The organism is Butyrivibrio sp. NC3005, assembly GCF_000424545.1.
GTDB lineage: Bacteria > Bacillota > Clostridia > Lachnospirales > Lachnospiraceae > Butyrivibrio.
Genome location: NZ_AUKC01000029.1, coordinates 1 through 25860, shown reverse-complemented (window position 1 = coordinate 25860; position 25860 = coordinate 1). Strand labels below are relative to the sequence as shown.

General features: G+C 34.6%; 24 protein-coding genes, 1 tRNA gene and 1 rRNA gene. 4 read left to right on the top strand and 22 right to left on the bottom strand.

All coding sequences use genetic code 11. From position 1 onward, the window contains the following. Positions 1-34: 34 nt before the first annotated feature. The 7 genes from G634_RS0109000 to G634_RS0108965 form a co-directional block, all read right to left on the bottom strand. Positions 35-877: a TPM domain-containing protein gene (locus G634_RS0109000; RefSeq protein ID WP_026505016.1), complete on the bottom strand. Its 843-nt coding sequence runs from the start codon at positions 875-877 to the stop codon at positions 35-37. A gap of 11 nt (positions 878-888) precedes the next feature. Continuing rightward, positions 889-2013, bottom strand: a complete 1125-nt coding sequence (locus G634_RS0108995; RefSeq protein WP_026505015.1) for a hypothetical protein — start codon at positions 2011-2013, stop codon at positions 889-891. A gap of 126 nt (positions 2014-2139) precedes the next feature. Then, positions 2140-3411: an SPFH domain-containing protein gene (locus G634_RS0108990; RefSeq protein WP_026505014.1), complete on the bottom strand. Its 1272-nt coding sequence runs from the start codon at positions 3409-3411 to the stop codon at positions 2140-2142. Positions 3412-3859: 448 nt separating this feature from the next. Continuing rightward, the gene (locus G634_RS18605) at positions 3860-5509 is read right to left on the bottom strand and encodes a L,D-transpeptidase family protein (protein WP_051233792.1); all 1650 of its coding nucleotides are present in this window, start codon (positions 5507-5509) and stop codon (positions 3860-3862) included. Between the two features lie 328 nt (positions 5510-5837). Beyond that, the gene (locus G634_RS0108980) at positions 5838-6572 is read right to left on the bottom strand and encodes a CPBP family glutamic-type intramembrane protease (RefSeq protein ID WP_026505013.1); all 735 of its coding nucleotides are present in this window, start codon (positions 6570-6572) and stop codon (positions 5838-5840) included. Positions 6573-7221: 649 nt separating this feature from the next. Beyond that, the gene (locus tag G634_RS18600) at positions 7222-7536 is read right to left on the bottom strand and encodes a class I SAM-dependent methyltransferase (protein WP_051233791.1); all 315 of its coding nucleotides are present in this window, start codon (positions 7534-7536) and stop codon (positions 7222-7224) included. A 121-nt stretch (positions 7537-7657) separates the two neighbouring features. Continuing rightward, the gene (locus G634_RS0108965; protein WP_026505011.1) at positions 7658-7852 is read right to left on the bottom strand and encodes a hypothetical protein; all 195 of its coding nucleotides are present in this window, start codon (positions 7850-7852) and stop codon (positions 7658-7660) included. Between the two features lie 169 nt (positions 7853-8021). On the opposite strand from G634_RS0108965, the gene G634_RS0108960 reads away from it, so the two are divergent. Both G634_RS0108960 and G634_RS0108955 read left to right on the top strand, forming a co-directional pair. Beyond that, positions 8022-8201, top strand: a complete 180-nt coding sequence (locus tag G634_RS0108960) for a hypothetical protein (protein ID WP_026505010.1) — start codon at positions 8022-8024, stop codon at positions 8199-8201. Between the two features lie 130 nt (positions 8202-8331). After that, a tRNA-Gln gene (locus G634_RS0108955) sits at positions 8332-8404 on the top strand. A gap of 264 nt (positions 8405-8668) precedes the next feature. Here the strand turns inward: G634_RS0108955 and G634_RS0108950 are convergent. The 7 genes from G634_RS0108950 to G634_RS0108920 all read right to left on the bottom strand — a co-directional run bounded on the left by G634_RS0108950 (position 8669) and on the right by G634_RS0108920 (position 15127). Then, entirely contained in the window at positions 8669-9448 is a 780-nt protein-coding gene (locus G634_RS0108950) for a hypothetical protein (RefSeq protein ID WP_026505009.1), read from the bottom strand. 340 nt (positions 9449-9788) lie between these two features. Next, positions 9789-10526, bottom strand: coding sequence for a tetratricopeptide repeat protein (locus G634_RS0108945; RefSeq protein ID WP_026505008.1), 738 nt, complete (start codon positions 10524-10526; stop codon positions 9789-9791). Between the two features lie 13 nt (positions 10527-10539). After that, positions 10540-11541 (bottom strand): vWA domain-containing protein, encoded by a 1002-nt coding sequence (locus tag G634_RS0108940; RefSeq protein WP_026505007.1) that lies wholly within the window; start codon positions 11539-11541, stop codon positions 10540-10542. Between the two features lie 6 nt (positions 11542-11547). Beyond that, complete coding sequence (locus G634_RS0108935) at positions 11548-12711, bottom strand: hypothetical protein (protein WP_026505006.1); 1164 nt, start codon at positions 12709-12711, stop codon at positions 11548-11550. Then, positions 12702-13187, bottom strand: coding sequence for a hypothetical protein (locus tag G634_RS0108930; RefSeq protein ID WP_026505005.1), 486 nt, complete (start codon positions 13185-13187; stop codon positions 12702-12704). The genes G634_RS0108935 and G634_RS0108930 overlap by 10 nt, the downstream gene beginning before the upstream one ends. Next, positions 13172-14113, bottom strand: coding sequence for a DUF58 domain-containing protein (locus tag G634_RS0108925; protein ID WP_026505004.1), 942 nt, complete (start codon positions 14111-14113; stop codon positions 13172-13174). The genes G634_RS0108930 and G634_RS0108925 overlap by 16 nt, the downstream gene beginning before the upstream one ends. An 18-nt stretch (positions 14114-14131) precedes the next feature. Further along, complete coding sequence (locus tag G634_RS0108920; RefSeq protein ID WP_026505003.1) at positions 14132-15127, bottom strand: AAA family ATPase; 996 nt, start codon at positions 15125-15127, stop codon at positions 14132-14134. Between the two features lie 169 nt (positions 15128-15296). Here G634_RS0108920 and G634_RS0108915 point away from each other — a divergent pair, with 169 nt between their 5' ends. Both G634_RS0108915 and G634_RS0108910 read left to right on the top strand, forming a co-directional pair. Next, a complete protein-coding gene (locus G634_RS0108915; protein ID WP_026505002.1) occupies positions 15297-15866 on the top strand; it encodes an alpha/beta hydrolase in 570 nt (189 codons plus the stop codon). Positions 15867-15983: 117 nt separating this feature from the next. Continuing rightward, positions 15984-17015 (top strand): 3-deoxy-7-phosphoheptulonate synthase, encoded by a 1032-nt coding sequence (locus G634_RS0108910; protein ID WP_026505001.1) that lies wholly within the window; start codon positions 15984-15986, stop codon positions 17013-17015. A 165-nt stretch (positions 17016-17180) separates the two neighbouring features. Here the strand turns inward: G634_RS0108910 and G634_RS0108905 are convergent, their stop codons facing one another. The 8 genes from G634_RS0108905 to G634_RS0108870 all read right to left on the bottom strand — a co-directional run. Next, positions 17181-18464, bottom strand: a complete 1284-nt coding sequence (locus tag G634_RS0108905) for a diaminopimelate decarboxylase (protein WP_035799477.1) — start codon at positions 18462-18464, stop codon at positions 17181-17183. A 128-nt stretch (positions 18465-18592) separates the two neighbouring features. Then, positions 18593-19273 (bottom strand): uracil-DNA glycosylase, encoded by a 681-nt coding sequence (gene ung, locus G634_RS0108900; RefSeq protein ID WP_026504999.1) that lies wholly within the window; start codon positions 19271-19273, stop codon positions 18593-18595. 37 nt (positions 19274-19310) lie between these two features. Next, entirely contained in the window at positions 19311-20072 is a 762-nt protein-coding gene (gene hisF / locus G634_RS0108895) for an imidazole glycerol phosphate synthase subunit HisF (RefSeq protein WP_026504998.1), read from the bottom strand. Positions 20073-20099: 27 nt separating this feature from the next. Next, the gene (gene hisH / locus G634_RS0108890) at positions 20100-20711 is read right to left on the bottom strand and encodes an imidazole glycerol phosphate synthase subunit HisH (RefSeq protein ID WP_026504997.1); all 612 of its coding nucleotides are present in this window, start codon (positions 20709-20711) and stop codon (positions 20100-20102) included. A gap of 196 nt (positions 20712-20907) precedes the next feature. Then, positions 20908-23406 carry a hypothetical protein gene (locus G634_RS0108885; RefSeq protein ID WP_026504996.1) on the bottom strand — a complete coding sequence of 833 codons (2499 nt, stop codon included), beginning with the start codon at positions 23404-23406 and terminating at the stop codon, positions 20908-20910. Continuing rightward, on the bottom strand, positions 23406-24203 hold the full coding sequence (locus G634_RS20315) for a hypothetical protein (protein ID WP_051233790.1): 798 nt from the start codon (positions 24201-24203) through the stop codon (positions 23406-23408). Before G634_RS20315 ends, G634_RS0108885 begins: the two co-directional genes overlap by 1 nt. Positions 24204-24356: 153 nt before the next feature. Further along, positions 24357-25277, bottom strand: a complete 921-nt coding sequence (locus G634_RS0108875) for a chemotaxis protein (RefSeq protein ID WP_026504995.1) — start codon at positions 25275-25277, stop codon at positions 24357-24359. Positions 25278-25536: 259 nt separating this feature from the next. Further along, positions 25537-25860, bottom strand: a 23S ribosomal RNA gene (locus G634_RS0108870); the annotation flags it as partial.

The following is a 25860-nucleotide window of genomic DNA, read 5'->3' as shown; positions in this document are numbered from 1 at the left end:
GAGATTTAGGATAATCATCAGGAAAATCCAAAACCTATAATTTTCCACCAATTCCACCATGTGTATGTCCTGACGACGATGAAGTATGGGTGGATGTTCCAGAACTGCTCTCATGTTGAATTTTGGTTCTTGTTAAATTCTTGTGAGTGAAATAGTCTGATTTTCTGTGAAGAATAAGTCCCTGTCCACTTTCGTATGCATTTGCACTGTTATTATAGCGAACGGTCTTCATTCCGCTTACCATAGTTGCTACTGTTGCGCCCCCTGCGACAAGTCCGAGGACTACGCAGATTAACATTTTCAACATAAAATCATTATTTTTTTTATTATTAACAGTATTGTATCTGTCATATACTTTTTGACCGAGTGTTTCAAAAGCTTTTATGTAATTATCACTTTTTAAATCACTAGACATGCTTTTAACAATAGTCTGCAGGCTTGCATCATTGAAAGTAGCTATAACTCCACTTTCTGTTGCAAATCCAAATGTAGTATCAGATGGGCTGTAAACAAACAGTAATGCTCTGTTTGTATCTTTGGCAAATCCCCAGTCATTGTTATCCATTACATAATCAGCATACTTTAACGTATCCTCGTTATTTTCTTTTTCCATTAAGAGAGCACCAATTTGAATATCGCACTTTTTTCCATACTCATTCAAAATTTCAGCAATTTTTTTAGTGTCCTCTGCTGATAAATATCCCACTTCATCAAAGCAAAAACCGTATTCGGTAACATTACCCAGACCATATGATGACTCAACACGAGATTCATTAGTCTTGGCACTTACGCTAAATGTACTTATCATAAAGGTAAGCACCATAAAAAGTGCACAAATCCCTGCAATAATCCTATTTCTATTCTTTTCAAAAATCATTCTCAATCTCCTCAAAGTTTCAAGATTAACTCTAAAATAATAAACAATATAGAAAATAAGACAGATGATATTCCAAAATATGTAACTGCCTTTTTCTTGTCAACCGGAAGATTTCCAACCATTTTTCCAGTCTGACCGTTTATCGCAAAAAGAAAATGTTGATTATTCCAGGTAGTCGATAACAACCATACCGGATAAAGAGCATAGTCAATATTGGTAATGGTAGAATTAGCATTTTGAGAAAGTGTATTGATAGAGCTATAACCGCTTATTGTATTTTTAATTTCATTTACTACGGTATTTGTCATTCTCTTTTTAGCTCGTTCAATATTAACATTCTCATCTTCATCATATTGATTGGCTATAAAACCAGCCAGATACGCATCATCAAACTGCACTTTTTCTTTGATATTATAGGGTTCAATTGATTCTGTAAGATCATTTGGCATTTTAGAAGAACCATCTACAGGTACTGCTTCAAAAGAAGATTCTCCATCTCTTGCAATATTATAATAACTTGTTTCCATATACTGATAATCTGAATCAGACCAGGTTCTTACCTTAGTACCTACACAATCCATACTTACATGCGATTTTCCGGCATAGAGCCAGTATGGGATATATACACCTTTGATTTCATCGATATGATTTTCTTCTGTAAATGAATTTGGCAAAAGATATTTTCCTTTAGTAAATCCTTTATATTTTTCTTTTGCCTCTTTTTTGGAAATTTTAAAAGGAATAATATAATCCGGACGTCTTCCCTTATGAAAGACTTCCTTAAAAGTAACATTATTTCCACAGAATGGGCATGTTGCCGCCCCCTGATTCTGATCAGCAATTATTTCTCCACCACAGGACTGACATATATATACAGCTTTATCTTTTCCAAAACCTGCATTTTCTACTTGTTCCTGAGAGAGCTTATGAGGATTGACACTTTCTGTTTCTTCGGTAGAAGTTCCCCCTGCTTTTCCCGAATTTGCTGCACTCTCTGCCTTGCTTTTTGCGACCATGTCTTTATATTCTTCAACTGACATTTCTGTATCACAAAAAATACATTTCAACTTCTGCGACGCTGCATTAAATTCCATAACACCGCCACATGCAGGACATTCATATTCCTGTGTTCCCATAAAACTTTCACTCCTATTATTCTTATTTAATCTTAAGTCAAAAGAATTATCGAACGTATTGCTACGCCCGATAATCTCTTTTGGATTTCATTTTATTTATAGTATTTTGTGTTATTCAAAATCAAATTATGCTCTTGGCTTTCCGCAATTACAACAGAAATTTCCTGTATTTTCTGTTCCGCAAGAACATGTCCAAGATGATGGCTGTGGTTTTGGCTTTCCACAATTAGAGCAGAAATTCCCAGAATTAACTGCTCCGCAAGAGCATGTCCAGGATGATGACTGAGCCGGTGCTACTGGCTGCTGCTGCATTGGCTGCTGCTGCATTGGCTGCTGCTGAACTGGCTGCTGCTGCATTGGCTGCTGTTGCATAGACTGCTGTTGCATAGACTGCTGTGCTGACATCTGATAAAGGGTATTAGCATTCATGCCGCCCATGTTATTAGCTGCTGCCATATTCTGGAACGCGAACATAGGACCAGTAGCAGTATTAGCTGCTGCACTCTGCATGGCTTGTGCCTGTGCTTGGGAAAGATTAGCTGCTGCCATACCAGGATCACGATATACAGCTGTACGCTGTAAGTTCTTAATCATATCTTCATCTTCTTTAGATGCAGATACAGAACTGATACCAAAGCTAACAATTTCAATACCACGAGTATTCTGCCACTTCTCGCTAAGTACTTCATTTAAAGCATCTGCGATTTCAAATGTATGTCCAGGAAGATCGCTGTAACGAACTCCCATAGCACTTATTTTAGCAAGAGCTGGCTGCAAAGCTGTTAAAAGCTCTGTCTTAAGCTGAGAATCAATTTCGTCTCTCTCAAATTCTCTATCAAAGTTTCCACACACATTCTGATAAAACAGGAATGGATCAATAACTTTATAGCTATATTCACCATGAGCTCGTATAGAAATATCAATGTCAAGACCAATTCTCTGATCTACAACTCTAAATGGAATAGGATTAGCTGTTCCATATTTATTTCCCATGATTTCTTTTAAATTGATGAAATATACTCTCTGATTTGTTCCAGCATTTCCGCCAAAAGCAACGCGCTTTGCAAACTGGTCAAGAGTGGCTTTGATTCCTTTAGATAAACCGCCATAGAAAAGTGATGGTTCTGAACTTGTATCGAATACGAATTCTCCAGGCTCTGCAGATGCCTCAATAACTTTACCCTGATCAACAAGTATCATACATTGTCCTTCATTTACTGCAATGATACTTCCGTTAGAGATAACATCAGGATTGCCTTTCTTATTACCTCTGTCAGTACGCTTCAAAGCCCTAACAGCCAAGACCTCATCTCCAATTGAATCACAATAAAAATAATCTCTCCAAGAATCTGCTAAAACACTTGCAGCAGATGAGATTCCAACTTTTAATAATCCCATTTTAAAAGTTCCCCTTTCTTTTTTCAAAAATAAATTTATATTTAGTCAGGAATTGTCCCAAGTAAAAAATATGTATTTATCATTTTACCACATTAATTTGATTTTGCGTATTAATATTTTTGATAAAAAAATGTGGCTTTTTTCAAAGCCACATTTTCGCCGAGTACTGTATTATCTTCAAAAAAGATAACGATTTTCGCTTATAATCGATTTGCACCTAAAATGCAATGATTTTTGGGAGGAGGGACCGTTCAGCGGGGACTGAACGGTCCGGTATGAAAAAAGTTTTGTTGGGGAATCAGAGGTTGTTCGCCTCTGATGTTTATATATTACAATATGAATATGTACGAAATTTGGACAGTTTCTAAAGCATTTATAAAGTAAAACTAAAAAAGAAATATAATAGCAAGCAAGGTTTTCAAATTCAAATTCTCTATCTGCTATAAGCTTAGTTAGAAACTGCATTTGTAGCACCATTACTATTTGGAACCGGCTGCGGCGCTACAGACGCACCGATATTAACATCATTTTGATTACTTGCTCCACTGCCTGCTTTCTGTGGCACAGTACTTGCAGCATTTCCTGTATTATTATCCTGAGATTGGCCTTCTGCAGGTGAAGTTGAAGAAAAACTAGAAGAAGAATTAGCTTTATCTGCACCATTATTCTTTTCATCTTTCTTTTTACTTCTATTTTTCAGATAAGATTTAACCTGCTCAGGTTTTACTCCTCCATATACAATTACGGCCTCGCCCTTCTCAACATTTTCAAAAACTTTCTTTGCAACACTAACAGGAAGATTAATGCAGCCATGAGAACCGCTTGTTACATATATATCGCTTCCAAACTTTCCTCTCCAGTCAGCATCGTGAAGTCCAACATTTCCATTAAAAGGCATCCAGTATCTAACTTTTGAAGCATAGTTTGCTCCTCTGAGTGTAGCATTTCTTTCCTTATATGTTATAGAATAAATTCCTTCTGGAGTTATCCTATCCTTAGTTGCTTTTCCCGATACACAATCAGTCTCTACGATAAGTTCACCGTTTTTGTAAACATATACGTGCTGATTGTTCAAATCAACTTCTACATAAGTGTTTCCAAAATCATAACCATCAAAGCTTACTGCTTTTTGAAAATAAACTGGTTCAAGTTCTTCTTTCTTGCCGCTTTTGATAGCCTCTATCAAGTCTTTGGTGGTTGTCTTTTTATCCATCCACCATCCATAGTCGCCTTTAGAAATCTTTATTTCGTTGCCAAGAGAAGTCTTAAAGGTCCTTTTCCTTCCAAAAGTATCATATTTTCTAGCTAGAGAATCAATAAAGCCTGTAACAGCACTTTCATCAAGAACTGGTAATCCTTTTTCAATAGAAACCCAGTCTTTTATTACTTTTCCATCAACTTTTTCAACATTGCTGCCAAATGAATATGTTATTTTAGCTGCTACGAATTTATTCAAAGCATCCTTTTCCTTTACGAGTTCCTTATCATCACTAAATATTGATGGTTTTACATAAACATCAGCCTCATCAAGATCAATACTTTCTCGCATGGTCTTAATAGCATTTTGTAATGCATCAACAAGCTTTTTATTATCAACTTCCTGTCCAGAATTCTCAGGCACAACTACATATTCAGTTGCATCATCATCAAAATTTAAATATGCATTTTCAGGCTTTATACAATTTTTTTTCTCTAAAAAAGATAATTCTTTAATTCTCTTATTCAATTTATCTTCTGAATACTCTACAACCGAATCTGATACTACGTGATTTTTAAAAACAAGTGTAACCGGCCACCTTAATCCGTTTTCAAATCCCAGCATATTATCTAGAGTGCTATCAAAGACAACTTCTAAATCTATTTCATCAGCCTTTATTTCATCAGATAAATCACCTCTGCCATTTATCAAAATCACATAAGAAGACGCTTCATCTCTAATTATCCTTTTAACTTCATCAATTGTTTTACCTGAAATTTCTTTTCCGTTAAAGTTTGTACCAGGAAGATAATGCACACTATACCAACCTGCCACTGCTAGATAAGTGCATAATAGTACACCACATATTCCTAACCATAAATAGATTTTTTTATTCTTCATAATCTCCTTTTAGTCAGTTTTCCCTAGAAAAGGCACTAACTCTCACTAGGTAGCACCAAAAAGTTCTACCCTATCTGCTCCCTTGTTTATTTTAATACGATGATAAATAAAAGATATTTTCTGTTTTTCGTTTGAAAAACATTTCAAAATAGTTCCCTTTTTTCGGGGGACGAATGTCAACTTGAAGTTAATTTAGTCAAAAAATATTCTAATAATACCGTCTAGATTTAAGTATATCAGAATCTTAGCGAAATAAAAGATGAAATTTAAAAATAAAAAAGAATGTTTATGCCAAAGCTATAAACATTCTAAATCTCTTGTATATTTTTTATCTGAGCATTAGACGTGCAATCGAATAAACTGTATTAGGAATTATATCATATGCACAAAAAATCATCTGAGCCAAAAGAGGTATGTAGAGGTTTTTGGACTTCACATACATAATCATAAGTGGCAACGAAACTATAACAGATTCTATAATTCCTACAAAACCATGTGCATGCATCAAAGCACCGCAAAATAGTGAAATAGCCACTGTGATAACTGTAAGTTTCTGACTTCTAAAAGAAACCATTGCTCTTCTCAAAACCATATTATCAGCAAGAGGCTGTAAAATAACCATCGTAACTGCATATAAAATAAGCATTCCATAGTTTTCTTTAAGAAGAAGATTTACTTCTCCTGTAGAAACGCCTTCAAAAAATTTCATGCTGACATTGACTTTCAAGAAATTCACTGCGAATACAACCACTGTAGTAATCGCTGCAAAAATCCAGTATCTTATGTAAGTCATACTCTTAACCGCTTTTTTAATAGAAAAAGACTTATGAAAAACAGCTATCATCAAAGCATAGAATATGGCATATACTACTACTCCCTGCTTTGCAAACACAAAATCTGTATCCATTCGAATGGTAAGTGCAAGGAATATAGCAAACGAAACACCTGCAATCGCCCATCTGATAATCTCTGATTTTCTAATTTCACGAACATTATATGAAGTTGTACGTACTTTCTGATGACGCTCCTCTTGGGCACGCCCTAAATATATCGAACTATCCATTTGTTTTCCTCATCTATCAATTTTACGTAAAAACTCTTCCCTATCATACCGCTAAAATTTACAAATTACAATATGCAAATAAGATTTTTTTCTTTCAGCCTTTATTTCTGCAATTATTTTGTAACAAAAAGTAGCGGATATTTCCTGTTTTTTAACAGGTATATCCGCCACAAAAATCTGCCACTGTAAAAATGTATTCACATTTCTACAATGACAAATTTACACATTCAGCCCTATGCACTCATAGCCTTAATATAAGATACAATTATCAAATACAAAGAGTACATCTGAAAAACTATAATAAAGAAATTATTAATATTCGAAGTAGTAATTGATACTAATATGCTTGTAAATAATAAATAACCTACAAATAGTCCCCCTAAACCGAATGCCAACGTTAAAAACAATTTTTTCAAAACAACGGATGTATCAACGTTTTTCTGAGGTGTCATACCTTTTCCTCCAATTCTTTTGTTATAAATATTTGCTACTGATCAATATCTTATTTCCAATCTGTAATAACAAACATCTTTACTTCAAAATCAAGTACTACCAAAATAACACCTTAGAGCTTTCTTGACAATGCATTTTAGAATATTTTTCATTGAATTTATAAAGATTTAATGAAATAGCGTCAATAGTTTTTGGATTATGTCTTATTCCTGATTCCATCGTATTTATCTTTTTCTGATAAATCTTCAAATAACAGATTCCAAACTTTGATTCCTGTGTATTTAGTTGCAAGCTCGCATAACTCTTTCGAACCATCGATTGCTTCCACACTATATCCTTGTTCTAAAAAATACTTTGTATCTCTTCCTGAACCGCATCCAAAATCAAGAATCTTACCACCTTTTGGGATGTATTCCAAAAACAGGTTCTGTGTAGCGCTAAAATCTACATTTCTTGTGTTTTTGATAAAATTTTCTGCATTGTTGTTGTAATACTCTAATGTCTTATTCATTTTGGATTTCAAACCGCCTTCTACTTATATTCTTGAAAATATTATATCATTGTCAAAAAAAGCTTTGTCAAAATAAATAACAGGCATTTGCATATCCGCATTTGCCTGTTGTCATTATATTTTAATATCTTCTTGTATAATATCTAGACGTTCTTTTTCTTTTTCGAGGCTGTGTCCTGACTTTCTTTTTAAATGGTACTATCTTCTCCGAATATTGGATATCTCTTTTTCTTATTTTTAACTCCATACCATAGTTGATATAACACACCAGCGCCCCTGTCACCATAAGAATAAGTCCGGCAATTATTATCTCCATAAGAATCAAACCTCCTTGTTTTGGGCTAAAATACCATCCTATTATCTCTTTCGGCCAATCAAAAAGATTTTATTAGTCAAATCTCAAAATACAAAACTAATGTTTTATACAAATCTACCGATATACTCTTTGCCATCACTATTATGAATCAGAAAGAGAGGTATTACTTATGACAGATATGAATTCCAAGCCTATTTCAAGTATAGATATTTTCGATAAACTCTGCTCTGAAAAGATGGATTTAAAAAAGACTTCAGAAGGATATAGACTTCTTCCTGATGAGTCCAATTCTGTTTATTATGTTCTTCGTAATCCTATGGAAGAAACAGCTGACAAGAAAGAAAATTAGTCATCTTCCAATATAAAATTTAAATTCAGAATGTTTTTTGATTTTTTTTAATTATACGCTTGACTTTTTTTATCAATTCCTGTATAGTATTTAATTGTTGTGGGGCACAAAGTCTTGCGATAAAAAGTTTTGGGCTATCGCCAAGCGGTAAGGCAACGGACTCTGACTCCGTCACTTCGCAGGTTCGAATCCTGCTAGCCCAGTGTTTAAAGCATCCTGTTAGCAGGATGCTTTTTTGTTATTCAGAAGTTTAAACTAAAACACATCAGCAAGCAGTCATATAATCATCCAAAACTCACATAACAAAGTAAAAGAGCATTATCTCAATTCTTTATCTAAAGAAATGAAATAATGCTCTCTTATATTAAAATTTGCTATACCCCTATACCAAATTTCACAATCCACGATGTGGATTTTTTTATCACTGCATGCCCCGCTTGCAAAGCAGTAATCCCCATACCTTCTTTTTATTTCTGCATTTTACGAAGAAGTGCCTTACAACTAATAATATTGTCCCAGTTACACTTTCTAACAGGAACCATCATTCTATCCTGAATGGTTACATAATGATAAAACTCATACATTCCCTTACGTACAAGATCATCAGAAATACCTGTTATCTGAGCAAAATGGTGAATATACGGTTCTTCCTCTTTGGTATATGCAAAAACGAACATTCCAGAACTTACATAGTCAAATGCAGTTCTGAGTTTAAGATTCTTACGCGGCTTATGATGAGGGATTGCTTTCAAAAATCTCTCATCTTCTTCACGCTCAAATCCGCTTGGAAGCGGTCTGTCTAAAATACTGTTTCCGCTGTTTGTGACATGATTCATAACCCGTTCTAAATGTTCCTGCATAAAATTGTAAAACAATTCAATGTAGGGTGAATCACATCCAATTCCAACAAAGTAGAAATTCTTCATCTCAGCATTATATAAAACACCGTTAGACGTCTTGACAATATCCCCGTCTGGTCTGTGCAAAATAATCTGAAGATTATCAGCTACGGAATCCAAATTATTATCTTCGCTTGGATGTTCCATCATATATACTAATGCGTCTCTAATAGGTTCAAAATTTTCCGGATTATTCATTCCGTTTTTATTAGAAGGACCAACACTTTCTAGTCCGATTGAAATGGCACCATTATCATCACAATATATCGCTAATTCGAAACCATATTCGATTATTAACGGTTTATCATTTTTGGTAACCAGCTCCATATATGCTCTCGATGTTCTCAAACTACACCTCCCCCAACAGAATAATATTCTCATACCAAATAAACGAATATTATCTCCGTTCGCCTACAAATACTCTATCACATTTTCACAAAAACAGGAATAGATATATTGCTTTTTTGTGTATTTTTCACATTTTGCACAAGTAAGTTTCGCAAGATGTTTTTTTCCGATTGCTAGTTATCGTTTTTTTGTGTCTGAATATACTTTTCCAAAACAAATAATGCGTACATCCTGCTACGATGCACACATTATAAGTGGGTTTACGATATTTTACAAGTAATAATACAATTTTTTTATGGTAAATAGAACTAATGTGCAATTTTACCTATAACAATCCCTTTTACCATGTTTTTTTGTTACTTGGCTTATTTTTTCCTATACCTTTGGTCTTTTCATAATTATCATTATGATCAGACATTGACATTTGCTGCTGTTTTTTCAACTGTTTTTTAATCTGATTGCCATTTTTTGTTGATTTCTTTTTGGTTGGATTAGAATTGTTTTTCTTTTTACTTGGTTTATTATTTGAATTCGATTTTTTTTGAGGCTGATTTTTAAGCATTTCTTCAAGCTTCTTTATTTCTTTATCAATGTCATCGCGCAACTTATCAGCCTCTTTGCAATGGCCCTCTTTTCCATCTTTTCCGGCACAGTCTTGACTTTGTAATTCTTTTTTTATTCCTTTAAGCTTTTTTATAGTCTTTTTGATTGATTCCTCGCTTTTAAGATTATCAAAATCAATCTGCGCAATTTGTGATAATGCAAGGTTTATATGAATCTTACACTCTTTTTTAGCTGGTATGTTCCTGCTGAGAGCTTCCTCATAATAACTTTCAGCTTCTTTATATTCTCCTCTTTCATAAGCTGCATTACCAAGATTATATTTAACTACGTATTCATCAACAAAGTTCCACGAATCTATAAACTCTTCTGCCTTCGTATTAGAACCTGTATCTTTTTCCATAGCATGAACAAAAGATGTATTAACAAAAAGCCTGAAGCCTATAACCATTCCGGATGCTAAAAGAATCAAAGAAAAAAGAAATATTCCAATAGTTAAAAGCGTTTTTTTGCTCATCCATTTGCCCCTTTCATATTTTCAAAGCTTCAATTGGCGCTTTTATCCTCATTCCACACAAAGAATAAAGGATTATTCCACCAATAAATAAAGGCAAGTATTCAAACCAGATATCATCATAGAGTTTCTCTGTACTTTTGTCTTCTATACTATGAGCCTCTTTGTAAATCTGTTTAAATTTTGCTTTAATTGCATCCCTATCTGATTCATGATAATAATTCATTTCCATATCCGATGCAATCTGCTTTAAAGTTGTATCATCCATATGTGTATATGCCGTTTCATATGATATAGGTGTTTTTATTTCGTATCCATTACAATCAAACATCTTGGAACCTTCTTTTGTTCCAAATCCTATTACTATTCCATCATCAAAACATTCTTTAAATTCCTCGTAGGACTTTAATTTGGAATCATCTGTAATTTCGCCATCACTCAAATATACAAGGATGTTTAAATAGTCTTCCTTTTCTCTCATATGAGAATTAACCTTAGAAATATCTTCCATAGGAAGATTAAGGTTACTTCCCTGTGCATAAAAATAGCTTGGTTCTGCAACAGTCATAAATGCATCTTTCAAAGATTCAGCATCCTGCGTAAGTGGAAGTTTTATATGGGACTCATCATTAAAAACTATTAGTGCAAAATTACCACCGCTTAATTCTTCTAATGATTCCTGACATATTTGGGCAGCGGATAATATTCTTTTTTTGTTATTATATCCATCGTCTGCCCACATACTTATAGAATTATCCAAAACATATAGGACATTCACTGCTGGTCTATTAACCTTTGAATCTTTTGCCTTCTCCATCGGTCTAAGACACATAATCGTAAGACTCGCTGCTATCATCACAGCGAACACTATTCCAAATATTCGTTGTAATATGTTAATTCGCATTCTAAAAAGTCTTAAAATCAGCAAGACTGTAAGTATTGCACCAATTATGCATATGGAGTCTTTATCATAAATCGGATCTATTGTCATATTAAAAGTCTTTAAAAACATTTTCATCTCGTTTTACTCTCTTATCGCAAACTTGCAGGCTGCAAATATTACCAATGAAATAAACACTCCCATAAGAGCATAATTTGGTAAATCTATCTCTCTCTTAATAGTAATATCATTGACTTTCATTGCTGGATGTTTCTGAATTTCCTTTAATATATCGCCACTGTTAAAAGAGTCTCCGCTAAATGTATAAAATGCTCCGCCGGTATTCTCAACAGCCTCTTCGAATCCATTTTTACAGGAATCATAATTCTGATTATCTTTTTTGTAAAAGAACTCATCTGATGGAAAAATGCCAAACACAGTAACTCTTGAATCCCTACAAAGGAGCGATGCATCAGAAAGATTTATTACCTGCGAATCTGACGAAAATGCATTCAGCTGATTATCTGTTGACATTATTATTATTCTGGTTCTCTCACTATCAGTAATAGACGGAAAATTATATAGACATGTTCCAAGTCCATCACCTATAAGCGAACTACCTTTGGAAATATTATCATGAAGTGTCCCTTTATCAAATAATCTAAGAGTCATAAGTAAATCTTCAGATTTACTTACTTCATCAGTATGCAAAGAAGGATTATCATCAATTATATCCTGCAATTCCATATATTCACCCTGCATTTTAAAATATGATTTCAGTTCTTCTAGTTTCTCAATTGTATAAGTTCTATCATCTGTCATTGGCATAAACAACATTGAAGATGTATTGAACATTGAAATCCCCAGTCTATCACCTTCAAGCCCGTTTACCAGCTTTTCCAAATGATCTACCAAATCGTAATTTTGTTTATACAAGGAATAAGAAACATCAAGACAAAGAAAAAGATCCCTTTTCTGTCTTCCTATTTTTTTAACTTGGATAGTTGATGGTCTGCCGGCTGCAATAGAAAGAAAAACCAGCATTGAGCAAAAACTTACAAGTGCAAGTTTTTTCATTACGAAAAAGAACTTTTTCTTAAATCTGTATTCTGGAATTTCCTCTAACATCCACATCTGTCCATATGGAAGAAAATCAGGATTATAATCGGATTTTTTAGCTTTAGTTTTGTAAAAATATAAAACTACTCTTCCAAGTAAAAAAATAATAAGAATTACTATACCAATCTTTGGTATAAGTGGCCATTTATAATACTGATCTTTACCAAGTAAAAATGTCATTAATACCATGTCATCACCAACTTTCTAGCCTCATCCAATAACATAGTATCATCTTTTATAGAAGGCTTTGAAAACTCTGGACCGTATAGATGACTAATAAGCTGTGTAACCTGTGGCTGCTGCCAGCTCCTAATCTCCATAAGCGATTTTTTAGTAATCTCATATCCGGTTACTGCAAAAATAAAATCACGGACTGTCTTACTAATCGCAACAGCTCCGTCTCTAGCGCTGATTTTTCCTTCTCTAAGATTTTTCTCGATAAGTCCTAACTGCTGCAACGTCTGCTGCCTTATAGCTTCTTTATTTATACCTTTTAAAAATCTGAATCCATTTGCATTCTTCTTATCTTTATTCGTAAAAAGAACTATTATTTTAAGAATTGTAATCGCAAATAATACACTTCCTACCACAAAGACAATTCCGCATCCCAAAAACCACCAAAATGAATCCATATAAAAAGGCTGTCTTGCTACTGATATTTCCATAGATTCTCTACAATCCTCTCAGATATATTTTGAATATCTTTAATCAAAACAAAATTCCCGCCAAAATGTTTAACTCTAGATTCTATATCATTTAGAAATTCTTGTTTTTTGGCATTAAGCTTTTTTCTTAGTTTATTGTCAAAGCAAAAGAAATCTTCTATCTTACTTCCTTTTTTTACATCATATATAAGACTTTGCCCAAGTTCGATGTCATCGATACAAAAAAATGTATACTTTCCTGCCTCACATAACTGTTTCAGGTGTTTATCTGTTATATTCCTGCACCCATATATATCTGAAATAATTACTATATCTGTTTTGGATAATCCATTTGAAAAACAGCTTTCTACAAGTTTTGAAACATCATACTCGTTTTTATTATCCAGATTTTTAGAAAAACACTTTTCATAATTACAAAGACTCTCTTCCAAAAAAGCCGGTCCATTTTTATATCCTGTAGACACATTAATAATTGTGTGCTCATCACCTGTGATTATCTGAAAATCTGCACCCGCTTTCTCATAAGAAAAAGCTGCCGTAGCACAGGTAATAATTGCTGCATGTTTCTTTGAGTACTTTACCGACATCATTCCTGACATATAACATGAAGCATCCGCAATTACCAGTGCCTTTTTTCTTCTTTCAGAAACATAATTTTTAACTACCAAATCTCCCATTCTTGAAGAAGTTTTCCAATCTATATCTCTGATATTGTCGCCTGCATTGTATGGTCTTAAGTCATCCATCTGCATTGACTGGCCTTTGTAAACTGACGTATAGGCACCATCTGTAACATGAGCTGTCTTTCCTCTACTTTGTAATATCCTTTTTCCTATTATCGTGGACAAATATTCATAGTTTGGGCGAATTTTTTTGTTTTGAATAGTATTTTCTGTTGTTTTCTTTTTAAAAAAACTCTTTTTCATATGTTATAAGCTTTCTTTTTACGGAGTGTGGACAGAAGCAAGCAAAGAGTCAATAATTGTCTCTACTGTTATTCCATCCGCAGCTGCCATATATTTTAATGATATTCTATGTCTCAGAACCTGTCTTGCTACAAGTTTCACATCATCAGGTGTTACGAATACTCGCCCCTGCATAAGAGCTATTGCTTTACTCATCTTCATAAACGCAATAGAAGCACGAGGACTTGCCCCAAGTCCAACATATCCTCTAAGCTGTGGCTGCAGGAATTTATCTGGATATCTGGTAGCTGATACTATTGATGAAATATATAATTTGAGAACGTCGTCACAATAGATTCTTGATGTAATATTTTGGAGCTTTTTAACATCTTCAACTGTCATTTGACTCTTTGGAGGTGCAGCTTTATATTCAGCTTCTTTCCTTCTTAATATTTCCTGTTCTTCTAGCGCAGTTGGATAGGTAATTATTTCTTTTATCATAAATCTGTCGGACTGAGCTTCTGATAAAGGATATGTTCCCTCCTGTTCAACAGGGTTTTGAGTTGCCACTACAAAAAATAAATCTTCAGGAAGTGAATAAGTTACTCCTCCAATTGTAACCTGCTTTTCCTGCATGGCTTCAAGCATGGCACTTTGAGTTTTGGCACTTGACCTGTTAACCTCGTCTAAAAGAACAAAATTAGCAAAAACCGGCCCAAGAACTGTCTCAAAGTTTCCTGTATTAGGCCTGTAAATCTGTGTTCCAATAATATCACTAGGCATCAAATCAGGTGTACACTGTATTCTCGAAAACTTTCCTCCAACAGCATCGGCCACAGCCTTAGCTGCAGTAGTTTTGGCAAGTCCAGGAACAGACTCCAGCAAAACGTGTCCATTTCCAAGAAGTGCTGCAATAAGCGCTCTTTCAAGATTTTTTTGTCCTACAACTGTCTGTTCAAAATAAGCCGCTATTACCCTAATCTTACTCTGTGCCCAGTTAAATTCGTCTTGTGTTATATCTGTATGAAAAGCCATAAACTATTATCTCCCTCTACTTTTAGGAAAAGCTTTACACTTTTCCTGTTCTTTATCTATTTTACATAGAAAATTTATAAATTGTTAAAATACTGACGAATAACATTTTTTATACGACAAGATGTGCTATAATTTACAAATATCATTGATTTATTCGGAGGATTCACAAATGAAACTTGCTATATTATTTCCAGGAATTGGATACAACAATGATAAACCGCTTCTATATTATAGTGGAAAACTCTTCAAAAGTCATGAATTCGAAGTGGTAAAAATTGAATATTCCAATCTTCCTTCAGATGTTTTTTCTAATAAAGACTCTTTTAATAAATGTCTTGATCTTGTATATGAGCAGACTTGCAACCAACTTAAAAAAATTGATTTTGCATCATTAAACGGAGATGATGATCTTATATTCTTTGTAGGGAAAAGTATCGGAACTGTAGCCGCAGCACGATATGCAAAAGAAAATAATCTTACAGTCGGACAAATTATTCTTACTCCTCTTAAACAGACAATAGATTATCTTGAAGATGGCTGTAACCTTGTATTCCACGGAGATGATGACAGATGGGCTGATTCTGATGAAATCAATATGCTGTGCGCTATGAAGCACATCGAGACTTTCACCATCCCTGATGCTAATCATTCTCTCGAAGTCGGAGACATTGGAGAAGATATTGATAATCTTAATGAAATTATCAGCCTTATTGAAAATTATATTTCTGATTACGAATAAATTGAAAAAAACTTACTATTATTTAAAAAAATGTGCTATACTGTATGATGTTTGAATGTTTTACACTTTAAAGCATCAATGCACAAAAGTGATATATTTTTGAAAGGGGAAAATAGTATGTCTTTTTCATATAGTCAAAAACTACCAACTCCACAGGAGATAAAAGACGAATTTCCATTACCGGAAGAATTAAAAAAAATAAAATTAGAGCGTGATAAAGAAATTGCTGATGTATTTACTGGAAAAAGTGATAAATTTCTTGTAATCGTAGGCCCTTGCTCAGCAGATAACGAGGAAGCAGTCGTTGATTATGTTAATCGTCTTGCTAAAGTCAATGACAAAGTCAATGATAAGATTATCCTTATTCCAAGAATCTATACTAATAAGCCACGAACAACCGGTGAAGGATACAAAGGTATTACTTCACAGCCTGATCCTGAAGGTGAGACAGATTTTAAAGCTGGTCTCATTGCAATGCGTCATATGCACATTCGTGCAATCAAGGAAACTGGTCTTACTGCTGCCGATGAGATGCTCTATCCTGAAAACTGGGGATACGTCGACGATATTCTCTCTTATGTAGCTATCGGCGCCAGAAGCGTTGAAGATCAGCAGCACAGAATGACAGCAAGTGGATTTGATGTTCCTGCCGGTATGAAAAATCCTACAAGCGGATATCTTACTGTAATGATGAATTCAATCTACGCAGCTCAACATCCACATTCCTTCACATATCGCGGATATGAAGTCAGCACCAATGGTAATCCTCTTGCTCACTGTGTTCTTCGCGGTGCGCAGAATAAAAACGGTCGTAATATTCCAAATTATCACTACGAGGATCTTTCGCTGGTTGAACAATTATATGCAGAAAATCCTGGAATTATGAATCCTGCAGTAATTGTTGATTCTAATCATAACAACTCAGGAAAGATGTATAAAGAGCAGATTAGAATTGTTAAAGAGGTTTTGAGAAGCAGAGAACACTCTAACAGCATCAAGAAGCTTGTTAAAGGTGTTATGATTGAAAGCTACATCAAGGAAGGATCTCAGAAAATCGGTGAGGGTATTTACGGAAAATCAATTACTGATCCTTGTCTTGGTTGGGCAGATACAGAAGAACTCATTTATAAAATTGCTGACCTTTGCTGATTATTTATTCAACAAACTAATAATTTCAAAAAGGTGGTCACAATCATAATTATCTTTTTAAAAGTGCGCTAGGTACAACTAAAAACAGCTATCACTTTATTTTTCCAAAGTGATAGCTGTTTTTGTGTATATTATCCAATATTACTATACACAGCAAAAATTTCTTTAAATATTTTTTAATTCTTCTTCAATACTTTTATACACAGGAAGTTCATCAAAAGTTGCAAAATAATCTCTTAAAGTCTCTGGACGTCTAATACACTCAACATTTCCGTTTTCTTTAAGTAAAAGTTCTGCACTCCAAAGTCTTCCATTGTAATTGTAGCCCATTGCAAATCCATGAGCACCGGTATCATGAATAAATAAGTAATCTCCCATATCAATCTTAGGAAGCTTTCTGTCAATTGCAAACTTATCATTGTTCTCGCACAAGGAACCTACGATATCATAAGTTTCTGTACATTCATCATTTTCTTTTCCGAGAACTGTAATATGATGATAAGAACCATACATTGCAGGACGCATAAGATTTGCTGCACAAGCATCAACTCCAATATATTCTTTATAAATGTGTTTCTCATGAATTGCCTTTGTAACAAGCGCTCCATATGGTCCCATCATGAATCTTCCCATTTCAGAGAAAATCTTAACGTTATTCAGGCCTGCCGGAATCAGAATTTCATCATATTTCTCGTGTACACCTTCACCGATTTTTCTGATATCGTTTGGCTTTTGATCTGGAAGGTAAGGAATTCCAACACCGCCAGACAAATTAATAAATGCAATATCTGCTCCTGTCTTTTCGTGAAGACGAACTGCAAGGTTGAAAAGTTCTCCTGCAAGTTTTGGATAATACTCGTTTGTAACTGTATTACTAGCAAGAAATGCATGAATACCGAAATGCTTTACACCTTTTTTCTGCAAAATCGTGAAAGCTTCAGCCATCTGGTCTTCTGTCATTCCATACTTAGAATCTCCTGGATTATCCATAATTCCGTTACTCATTTCAAATACTCCGCCTGGATTATAACGGCAGCTCATAGTCTCAGGAAAACATGCACCTATATCTTCAAGATATTTTATATGTGTAAAATCATCAAGATTTATAGTAGCTCCGATTTTCTCAGCATATAAGAACTCTTCTGCAGGTGTATCATTTGAAGAGAACATTATTCTCTCACCCTCTGCACCAAGCGATTTACTAAGCACTAACTCAGCCATTGATGAACAATCAAATCCACAACCGTTTTTCAAGAGTATATCCATAAGTACTGGGTTAGGTGTTGCTTTAACTGCAAAATACTCACGGAATCCTTTATTCCAAGCAAAAGCCTCGTTAACAGCTTTAACATTCTCAATTATTCCCTTTTCATCATATATATGAAAAGGAGTTGGGTAAGTCTGAGCTATTTTTTCTGCCTGTTGCTTTGTCAAAAATGCTTTTTTCATAATAGTTCTCCATTTCATCAGCAATAATTATTTTGTTAGTGCTCACTTGCAAATCATAATCACTTTGATACACTACTATAACAAAGTAACATGAAAACAATAAATTGTACAGCATTTATTTAAAATTATTATTTTTTCAAATTTGGAATTTGCCAGTTTATTGGTGTGATTCCATTTTTTTCCAAAAATTCATTTGTCTTACTAAAATGTTTGCATCCAAAAAATCCTCTATATGCTGACAACGGACTTGGATGAGGTGCTTTCAATATAAGGTGTTTTGGATTATTGAGCATAGATGCTTTCTCCTGCGCAGGTTTCCCCCACAACAGATAAACAATTGGTCTATCCTGCATATTTACTGCCTTTATTATAGCATCTGTAAACTGTTCCCATCCTTGTCCCTTATGTGAAAAAGCTTGATGTGCTCTAACTGTTAGCAATGTGTTAAGCATTAAAACTCCCTGTTTTGCCCAATTCACAAGATAACCGTTATCGGGTATATAACATCCACAATCGTCATGGAGCTCCTTATAAATATTGACAAGAGATGGCGGAATATCAACTTCAGGTTTCACCGAAAAGCAAAGACCATGTGCCTGATTTGGTTCATGATATGGATCCTGACCTATAATAACAACTTTTACCTTATCCAAAGGTGTTAGATGAAGGGCATTAAAAATATCCTCTGATGGCGGATAAACAACGTGTTTTGAATACTCTTCCGAAATAAACTTATATAACTTTGAATAATATGGCTTATGAAACTCATCTCCAACTGCGTTCAACCATTCTCCTGTAATTGCTGACATAAAATAAAACTTCTCCAATCTGCTTTGTCCCAAAGATTTAGATTCTAATAGACAAACCTTTATCTTTTAAATACATTTTCAAATCATTTATTTCTAATTCCTTGTAGTGAAACAAAGAAGCTGCAAGTGCTGCATCTGCGCCTCCTTTTGTAAGCGCTTCATAAAAATGCTCCTTTGCTCCCGCTCCTCCTGAAGCTATAACGGGAATATTCACTGCATCAGAAACAAGTCTAGTTAATTTAATATCGTAACCATTTTTGGTACCATCACCATCCATGCTGGTCAAAAGAATTTCTCCAGCTCCAAGTCTATTGGCCTCTTTTGCCCATTCTATTGCATCAAGACCTGTATCAATTCGACCTCCATTCTTGAATACATTCCATCCACTTCCATCTTCTCTTCTACGTGCATCAATAGCTACAACTATGCACTGACTTCCAAATTTTCTGGCACCTTCACTTATAAGTTCAGGTCTATTAATAGCCGCAGAATTAATAGCGCACTTATCAGCTCCTTCGCGCAAAATAGCTTTCATATCATCTATGCTACGTATTCCTCCTCCGACAGTAAATGGAATAAAGACATTTTTTGCAACCTTTCGAACCATCTGAGTAACAGTTTCTCTAGCATCGGAAGTTGCTGTTATATCCAAAAAAACCAATTCATCAGCACCAGCATTACTATAAGCTTTTCCAACTTCCACAGGATCTCCTGCGTCTTTTAAACTCACAAAATTGATGCCTTTTACAACTCTATTATCTTTAACATCCAAACATGGAATAATTCTCTTAGTTAGCATTGATTCCCCCTTATTCAGTAAGTAAACTCAGTTCTTAACAGCAACAAAATTTTTTAAGATTTTCATACCTATTTCTGCACTTTTCTCTGGATGAAACTGACAAGCAAATACGTTTTCTTTTTCAACTGAAGCCTCAACTTTTACTCCGTAGTCTGTTGTAGCACGAACAATTGATTTATCCTCTGCATCAAGGTAATAAGAGTGAACAAAATATACATAAGAACCAGCTTCTATACCTTCAAAAAGTCTTCCCTTATTTGGATAGTTTAAACTATTCCATCCAATCTGAGGAATCTTAAGACCTTCTGTGCTCGGAATTCTTTTAATTTTACCTTTTAAGACTCCAATCCCCTGAACTCCTGGTGTTTCATCGCTTTCATCAAATAAAAGCTGCATTCCAAGACATATGCCCAAAAAAGGAATTTTAGAATTTACAACTTCTTCAATCACGCTGATAAGATCAAACTCTTTTAGTTTCTGCATAGCATCTCCAAATGCTCCAACCCCTGGCAAAACCACATGATCAGCACCAAGAATCTGATTTCTGTCACGAGTAACAATAACTTTTTCTCCTAACAGGTTGAACGCATTCTCTACGCTTTTTATATTTCCTGCATCATAATCAATAATTGCTACCATTTTCCCTCACTCCCGCGCTTTTTTATATTATAAGCATTACCTTCCGGCACACATTTTGCATGATTATAACACATTTATCCAAGAACTGCTATTATTGAAAATACAAGTTTTTGAAGGAAAGAATTCAAAAATATTGTTAAAAACATAAAAAGAAAGCATCTCTATGTTTTTATTAAGTGATGCTTTCTTTTTTTAGTTATTTACCACATATTCTATGCAACTGTTTTGAATAATCTTTCTTTTTTTCAAGATTTAATAGTTCATTAGCTTTTTCAAGTGATACTCCATACTTATTCATAAGAGTACTCTGAATATTGCCATATGTTGTATTAATCTGTTTTGCTACCTCGCTGTCATTTGTTTCTTCAACAATCTGATAAACTTCAGGATATGCTTCTACTCCTTTTAGCAGCTGGTTAAGCGCTTCGACATCAAGATTCTTAGCTGCAAATACTTCATATGTTCGATAATAGTAATCCATCTTGCTAACAGCACGAGCCTTGCGATAAATAAGAACTTCTGATTCACTTAGCTTATCTGCTTTGTATAAACTATACAAATCTTCATATGCTTCCCTGTAATTGCCATTATGATATTCTGCAATTCCTCTACTCTTAGCATTTCTTTCAGGCATTACAAGACCTGGAATAATAGCCATAATACCAATCGGAATAACTATCAGAAAAGCCATTATGTATTTTTTTCTTGCCATTGGCTTTTCAGGCGGTACAGGCGGTTTTGGAGGCTTTGGTTTTTTCTCCTTCTTTGGCTTAGGTTCTTTTGGCTTTTTCTCTTTCTTTTCTTTAGGTTTCTTCTCTTTCTTTTCCTTAGGTTTCTTTTCCTTCTTTTCTTTCTTCTTTTTCTTACCGCCCTCAAGTTCATTAAGAACTTCCTGATTTTCTTGCGTCAAAGATGCAAGTTCATTATTTTGAACATTACCTTCTTCGTCTTCCTCATCATCTTCAAATAAAGCAGCTAAGAGTTTACTAAAGAAACCTTTCTTTTCTCCACCTTCGCCTTCTTTTTTCTCCTTTTTAGGCTTCTTTGCTTTCTTTTCTTTGACTTTTTTACCTTTTTTATCTTCTGCCTGACTCTTTTCAAGTTCAATATCATCTAATTCATCTGTAAGCTCTTCTGAAGATGAAATCTCTGTAGAATCACCACCTGAAGAATCAATATTTTCCTCTGATAAACCATCTAACATAGCTTCATCAGTGCTTTGTGCTGCATCAGTATTATCCGTCATATTTTCGTCTGAAAGAGAGTTCATAATAGAATCTATGTCCTCACTATCTGATTCATTTAATGTAGTCATTCCGATTGGTTCATCCGATTTCTCATTAATATCTTCTATTGGAAGTTCATCTACAGATGAACTTCCCTCTGATAGAATATCCTCAACTGGAATATCATCAGCAGGTGGTGTCGCATCAGCCGCGTCATCATCAGATGCTGCTAACAGTGCTGCTATTTCGTCTGGAGTCATGACATGATTTGGGTCATCCGCTCCCGATGTAGGATTCTGATTCTCTGCCACGGTCGCACTCCCTTCCGACTTATCGTCTTTATTATTGGTTAAATCCGATACAACTTCCTGTTTATCAATAGCTTCTAAATCACTACCTAATTCGGCTTTTTCTTTGACTATGCCGTCTTCTATACTTTCGCTGGTATCCTCTATATTAAAACTGTCTTCTATGTTTTCACCGGCATCTTCTACATTTAAACTGTCTTCTATATTTTCGCCGACATCTTCTATATTTAAACTGTCTTCTATATTTTCATTGATATTATCTTCTGCAAATGCATCATTAGCTATATTCGTATCAGGCTTTTCTCCAAAACCTGCTAACATCATATCTTCCGGGATAGTATCATCATCCAAATCAAGCGGATCATCCAATTCCTCAGAATTTTCCGCATTTTCTTCTAAATCATTGCCTATATCAACATTTTCTTCAAAATTATTAGTTAATCCCTCGCCTTCATCAATATGAGGCAAACTATCAAAAGTCTCTTCTAATCCGTTTTGTTCCTCAAAAACTTCTTCATTACTTACAAAACTATCTGTATTATCATCAAGTCTGTTTTCTTCAGTTAAATCATCTTTGGATTCTGAAATATTATCCAGTTTTCCTTCAAAACCATTTATTTCGCTAGACTCTTCAAGGCTAGAAAGAATATTATTATTATCTACTTCATCATTTACATTCTCTGATTCAGATTGATTACCTGCAAATGAATCTTCAGCGCTTAAATCTATTTCATCTACTTCAGGAAAATCATCTAATCCTTCTAAAGCAATCTCATCATTTTGAGTCTGTTCCGGAAAGTTAGGGGTATTTTCAAGTAACTCTTCCTGCGACTTCAGAAGATTTTCTGCATCTTCAATTGCTTTGTTAAGCAGTGTTTCTTCTTCGTCTTCCTCAAAAGAATCTGGTTCATCGCCAACAGTATACGTATAGATGTTTTCACTATTTATTTCAGCTTCTGCATACTGCTGCTGTTTCTTTTGCATGGCTTCATCAACAAGTTCACCTTCCTCGACCTTGCCTAGCATACCATTTATTTCTTTTAAATCTTTGTTCTCTGTAATGACAGAATCAGATACATCCAAATTATCCACACCTGTTTCAGATGCAGAATCATAACCTTTATTCGATTTTTTTGTGATATCCTTTTCTGCCAAAGCCATTATTCATTCTCCTGAAGTACGTATTTAACAGAATTAACAGGTACAGATACTGCCTTATTAACAATTTCTGGTGTTAACTGATACAACGTCTCATTCACACGAATCATATATGCCTTTTTATTGAAATATGCAATTCTTTCAAATGGAAAACGTATCAAAGCCGGATATTCTAAATTCGTACCAAGCTCTAAAATCAGCAAATCTTGAGACAATGTTGATGCAATCCACTCATTGTATTTTTTCCATGATGGTAAATACGCGGACTCATTATATTTTACATCAATTTCTCTAGCTGACTTTTGATTTAGAATAAGCTCATCATTCTCATACATTAATGGAGAAAAACTGTCTAGATTTATTTTATTCTCAACAAAATCATCAAACTTTTGAACCAATTCTTTATATTCATTACTCAGTTCAGTATTGATAAGAACTCCATTAGCATCATGCTTCTTTTGAAGATATCGGATATTTCCGCATGGAAATACAGTTTTTTCTTCAACAAATCCAAATTTTGAAATTTCAACATCATCCAATGTTGAAATAACAAAATAGTCTTTGTCCGATAGCATACTATTTAATCTTTCAAAAGCCTCTTTTCTTGGGTCTTCTCTACGTTCTAAGTAGAATTTTTTAAAAAAAGGAACTAAATAATCACTTTTATCTTTTATAGCTTTAAAGGCCTTACCATAAAGCTCATCATTTTCAATATATGAATCTTTTAGTTTCCATTCATTTCCCAGTCCAACTAAAACTTTCTTTGTCTGTCCTATCGCAGCTGTCAACTTCCCCGACATGTATCTTAATCCTCTTTTCTCTTTTCTTTACTTTTTTTCTTTACTACTTGCTTTACATTTTGTTTTAACCATCATTAAAACAAAAAACTCCCTCTATATCTACAGATGTAGACCTGTCTACACTGCATCTACAAAGGGAGTATAAATAATTAATTAACCTTCGCCGCCACCAGGTCTTTCCTTGACATTAACCAAATCATCAATTGTCTGTACCAAATTTCCAATTTCAGGCTTAGAAAGCTGCTTATTAGCACCTAACTGCTCACCCTTTCTTCTCATTTCTTCATTGACAAGCGATGAGAAAATAACAAGTGGAATTTCTTTTGTAGCATCATCAGTCTTGATAAGTTTAGTAAGTCTATGACCATCCATGATAGGCATTTCGATATCAGTGATGATGCACTTACACTGCTCTAACTGACCTCTCTTCTTAAGGTTCTGAATATAATCATATGCAAGTTTTCCATTTTCAAAATGTCTTACATTATTATATCCAGCTTTATTCAAAGAATCAACAATCAGCTTATTAAGCAACTGTGAGTCTTCTGCCAAAACAATTGGTACATCTGTTCTGCTGCGCGGACCAATTTCTTTCAACTGATCAACATTAAGTCCGGTATTAGGATTAATATCTGCAACAATCTTCTCAAAGTCAAGAATAATAATAAGTCTATCATCGTATTTTATTATACCTGTAGATATACTCTCTTCTGCTTTAGAAATAGTTGCATTTGGCTTAATGATATCAGCCCATGAAACACGATGAATTCCAACAACTGAATCCACATGAAATGCGATATCAAGCTTGTTGAAATTTGTTACGATAAATAATCCTCCTGGCTTTGAAGTGCCACGCTGTAGGCAATTTCTAAGATCAATCGCTGTAATCATAGTATCGCGGGGCATAAATATACCTTCAATGCTTGGATGAGCGTTAGGAACTGGCGTCACATCCTGATAATTTATGATCTCCTTGATCTTCGCCACATTGATACCGTAACAATGGTCATCAATTTTAAACTCTAGTACCTCTAATTCATTGGTACCATTTTCCAATAGAATTTTACTTTCCATCCTTCTCACCTCGCAATGAAATATATAATGGATCACTAAATATATCGGAAAAGCGATTAAATACTTAACACTTAAAATGATTTTTTCAAATATATTATTCAAAAACTTATTGCTTAACATTGGTACTGATCAAGCAAGAATTTTGGTAAAAAAAATGCTCCTACTGCAACAGTAGAAGCCCCAAAAACATTTTTATGTAAAAAAATCGCTCCCTCAAAACCGAACACTGAATTCTAAACTAATCAATCTCTTTCCTATCTTGGTTAAGTCCTCGACCTATTAGTACATGTCAGCTGAGTGAATCTCTTCACTTACACCTCATGCCTATCAACCTTGTACTCTTCAAGGGGTCTTACCCATTTCTGGGGGATATCTCATCTTGAGGGGGGCTTCACGCTTAGATGCCTTCAGCGTTTATCCCTGCCAGACTTGGCTACCCTGCCTTATGCGATTGGCTTCGCAGCAGATACACCAGCGGTCCGTCCATCCCGGTCCTCTCGTACTAAGGACAGCTCCTCTCAAATATCCTACGCCCGCGCCGGATAGGGACCGAACTGTCTCACGACGTTCTGAACCCAGCTCG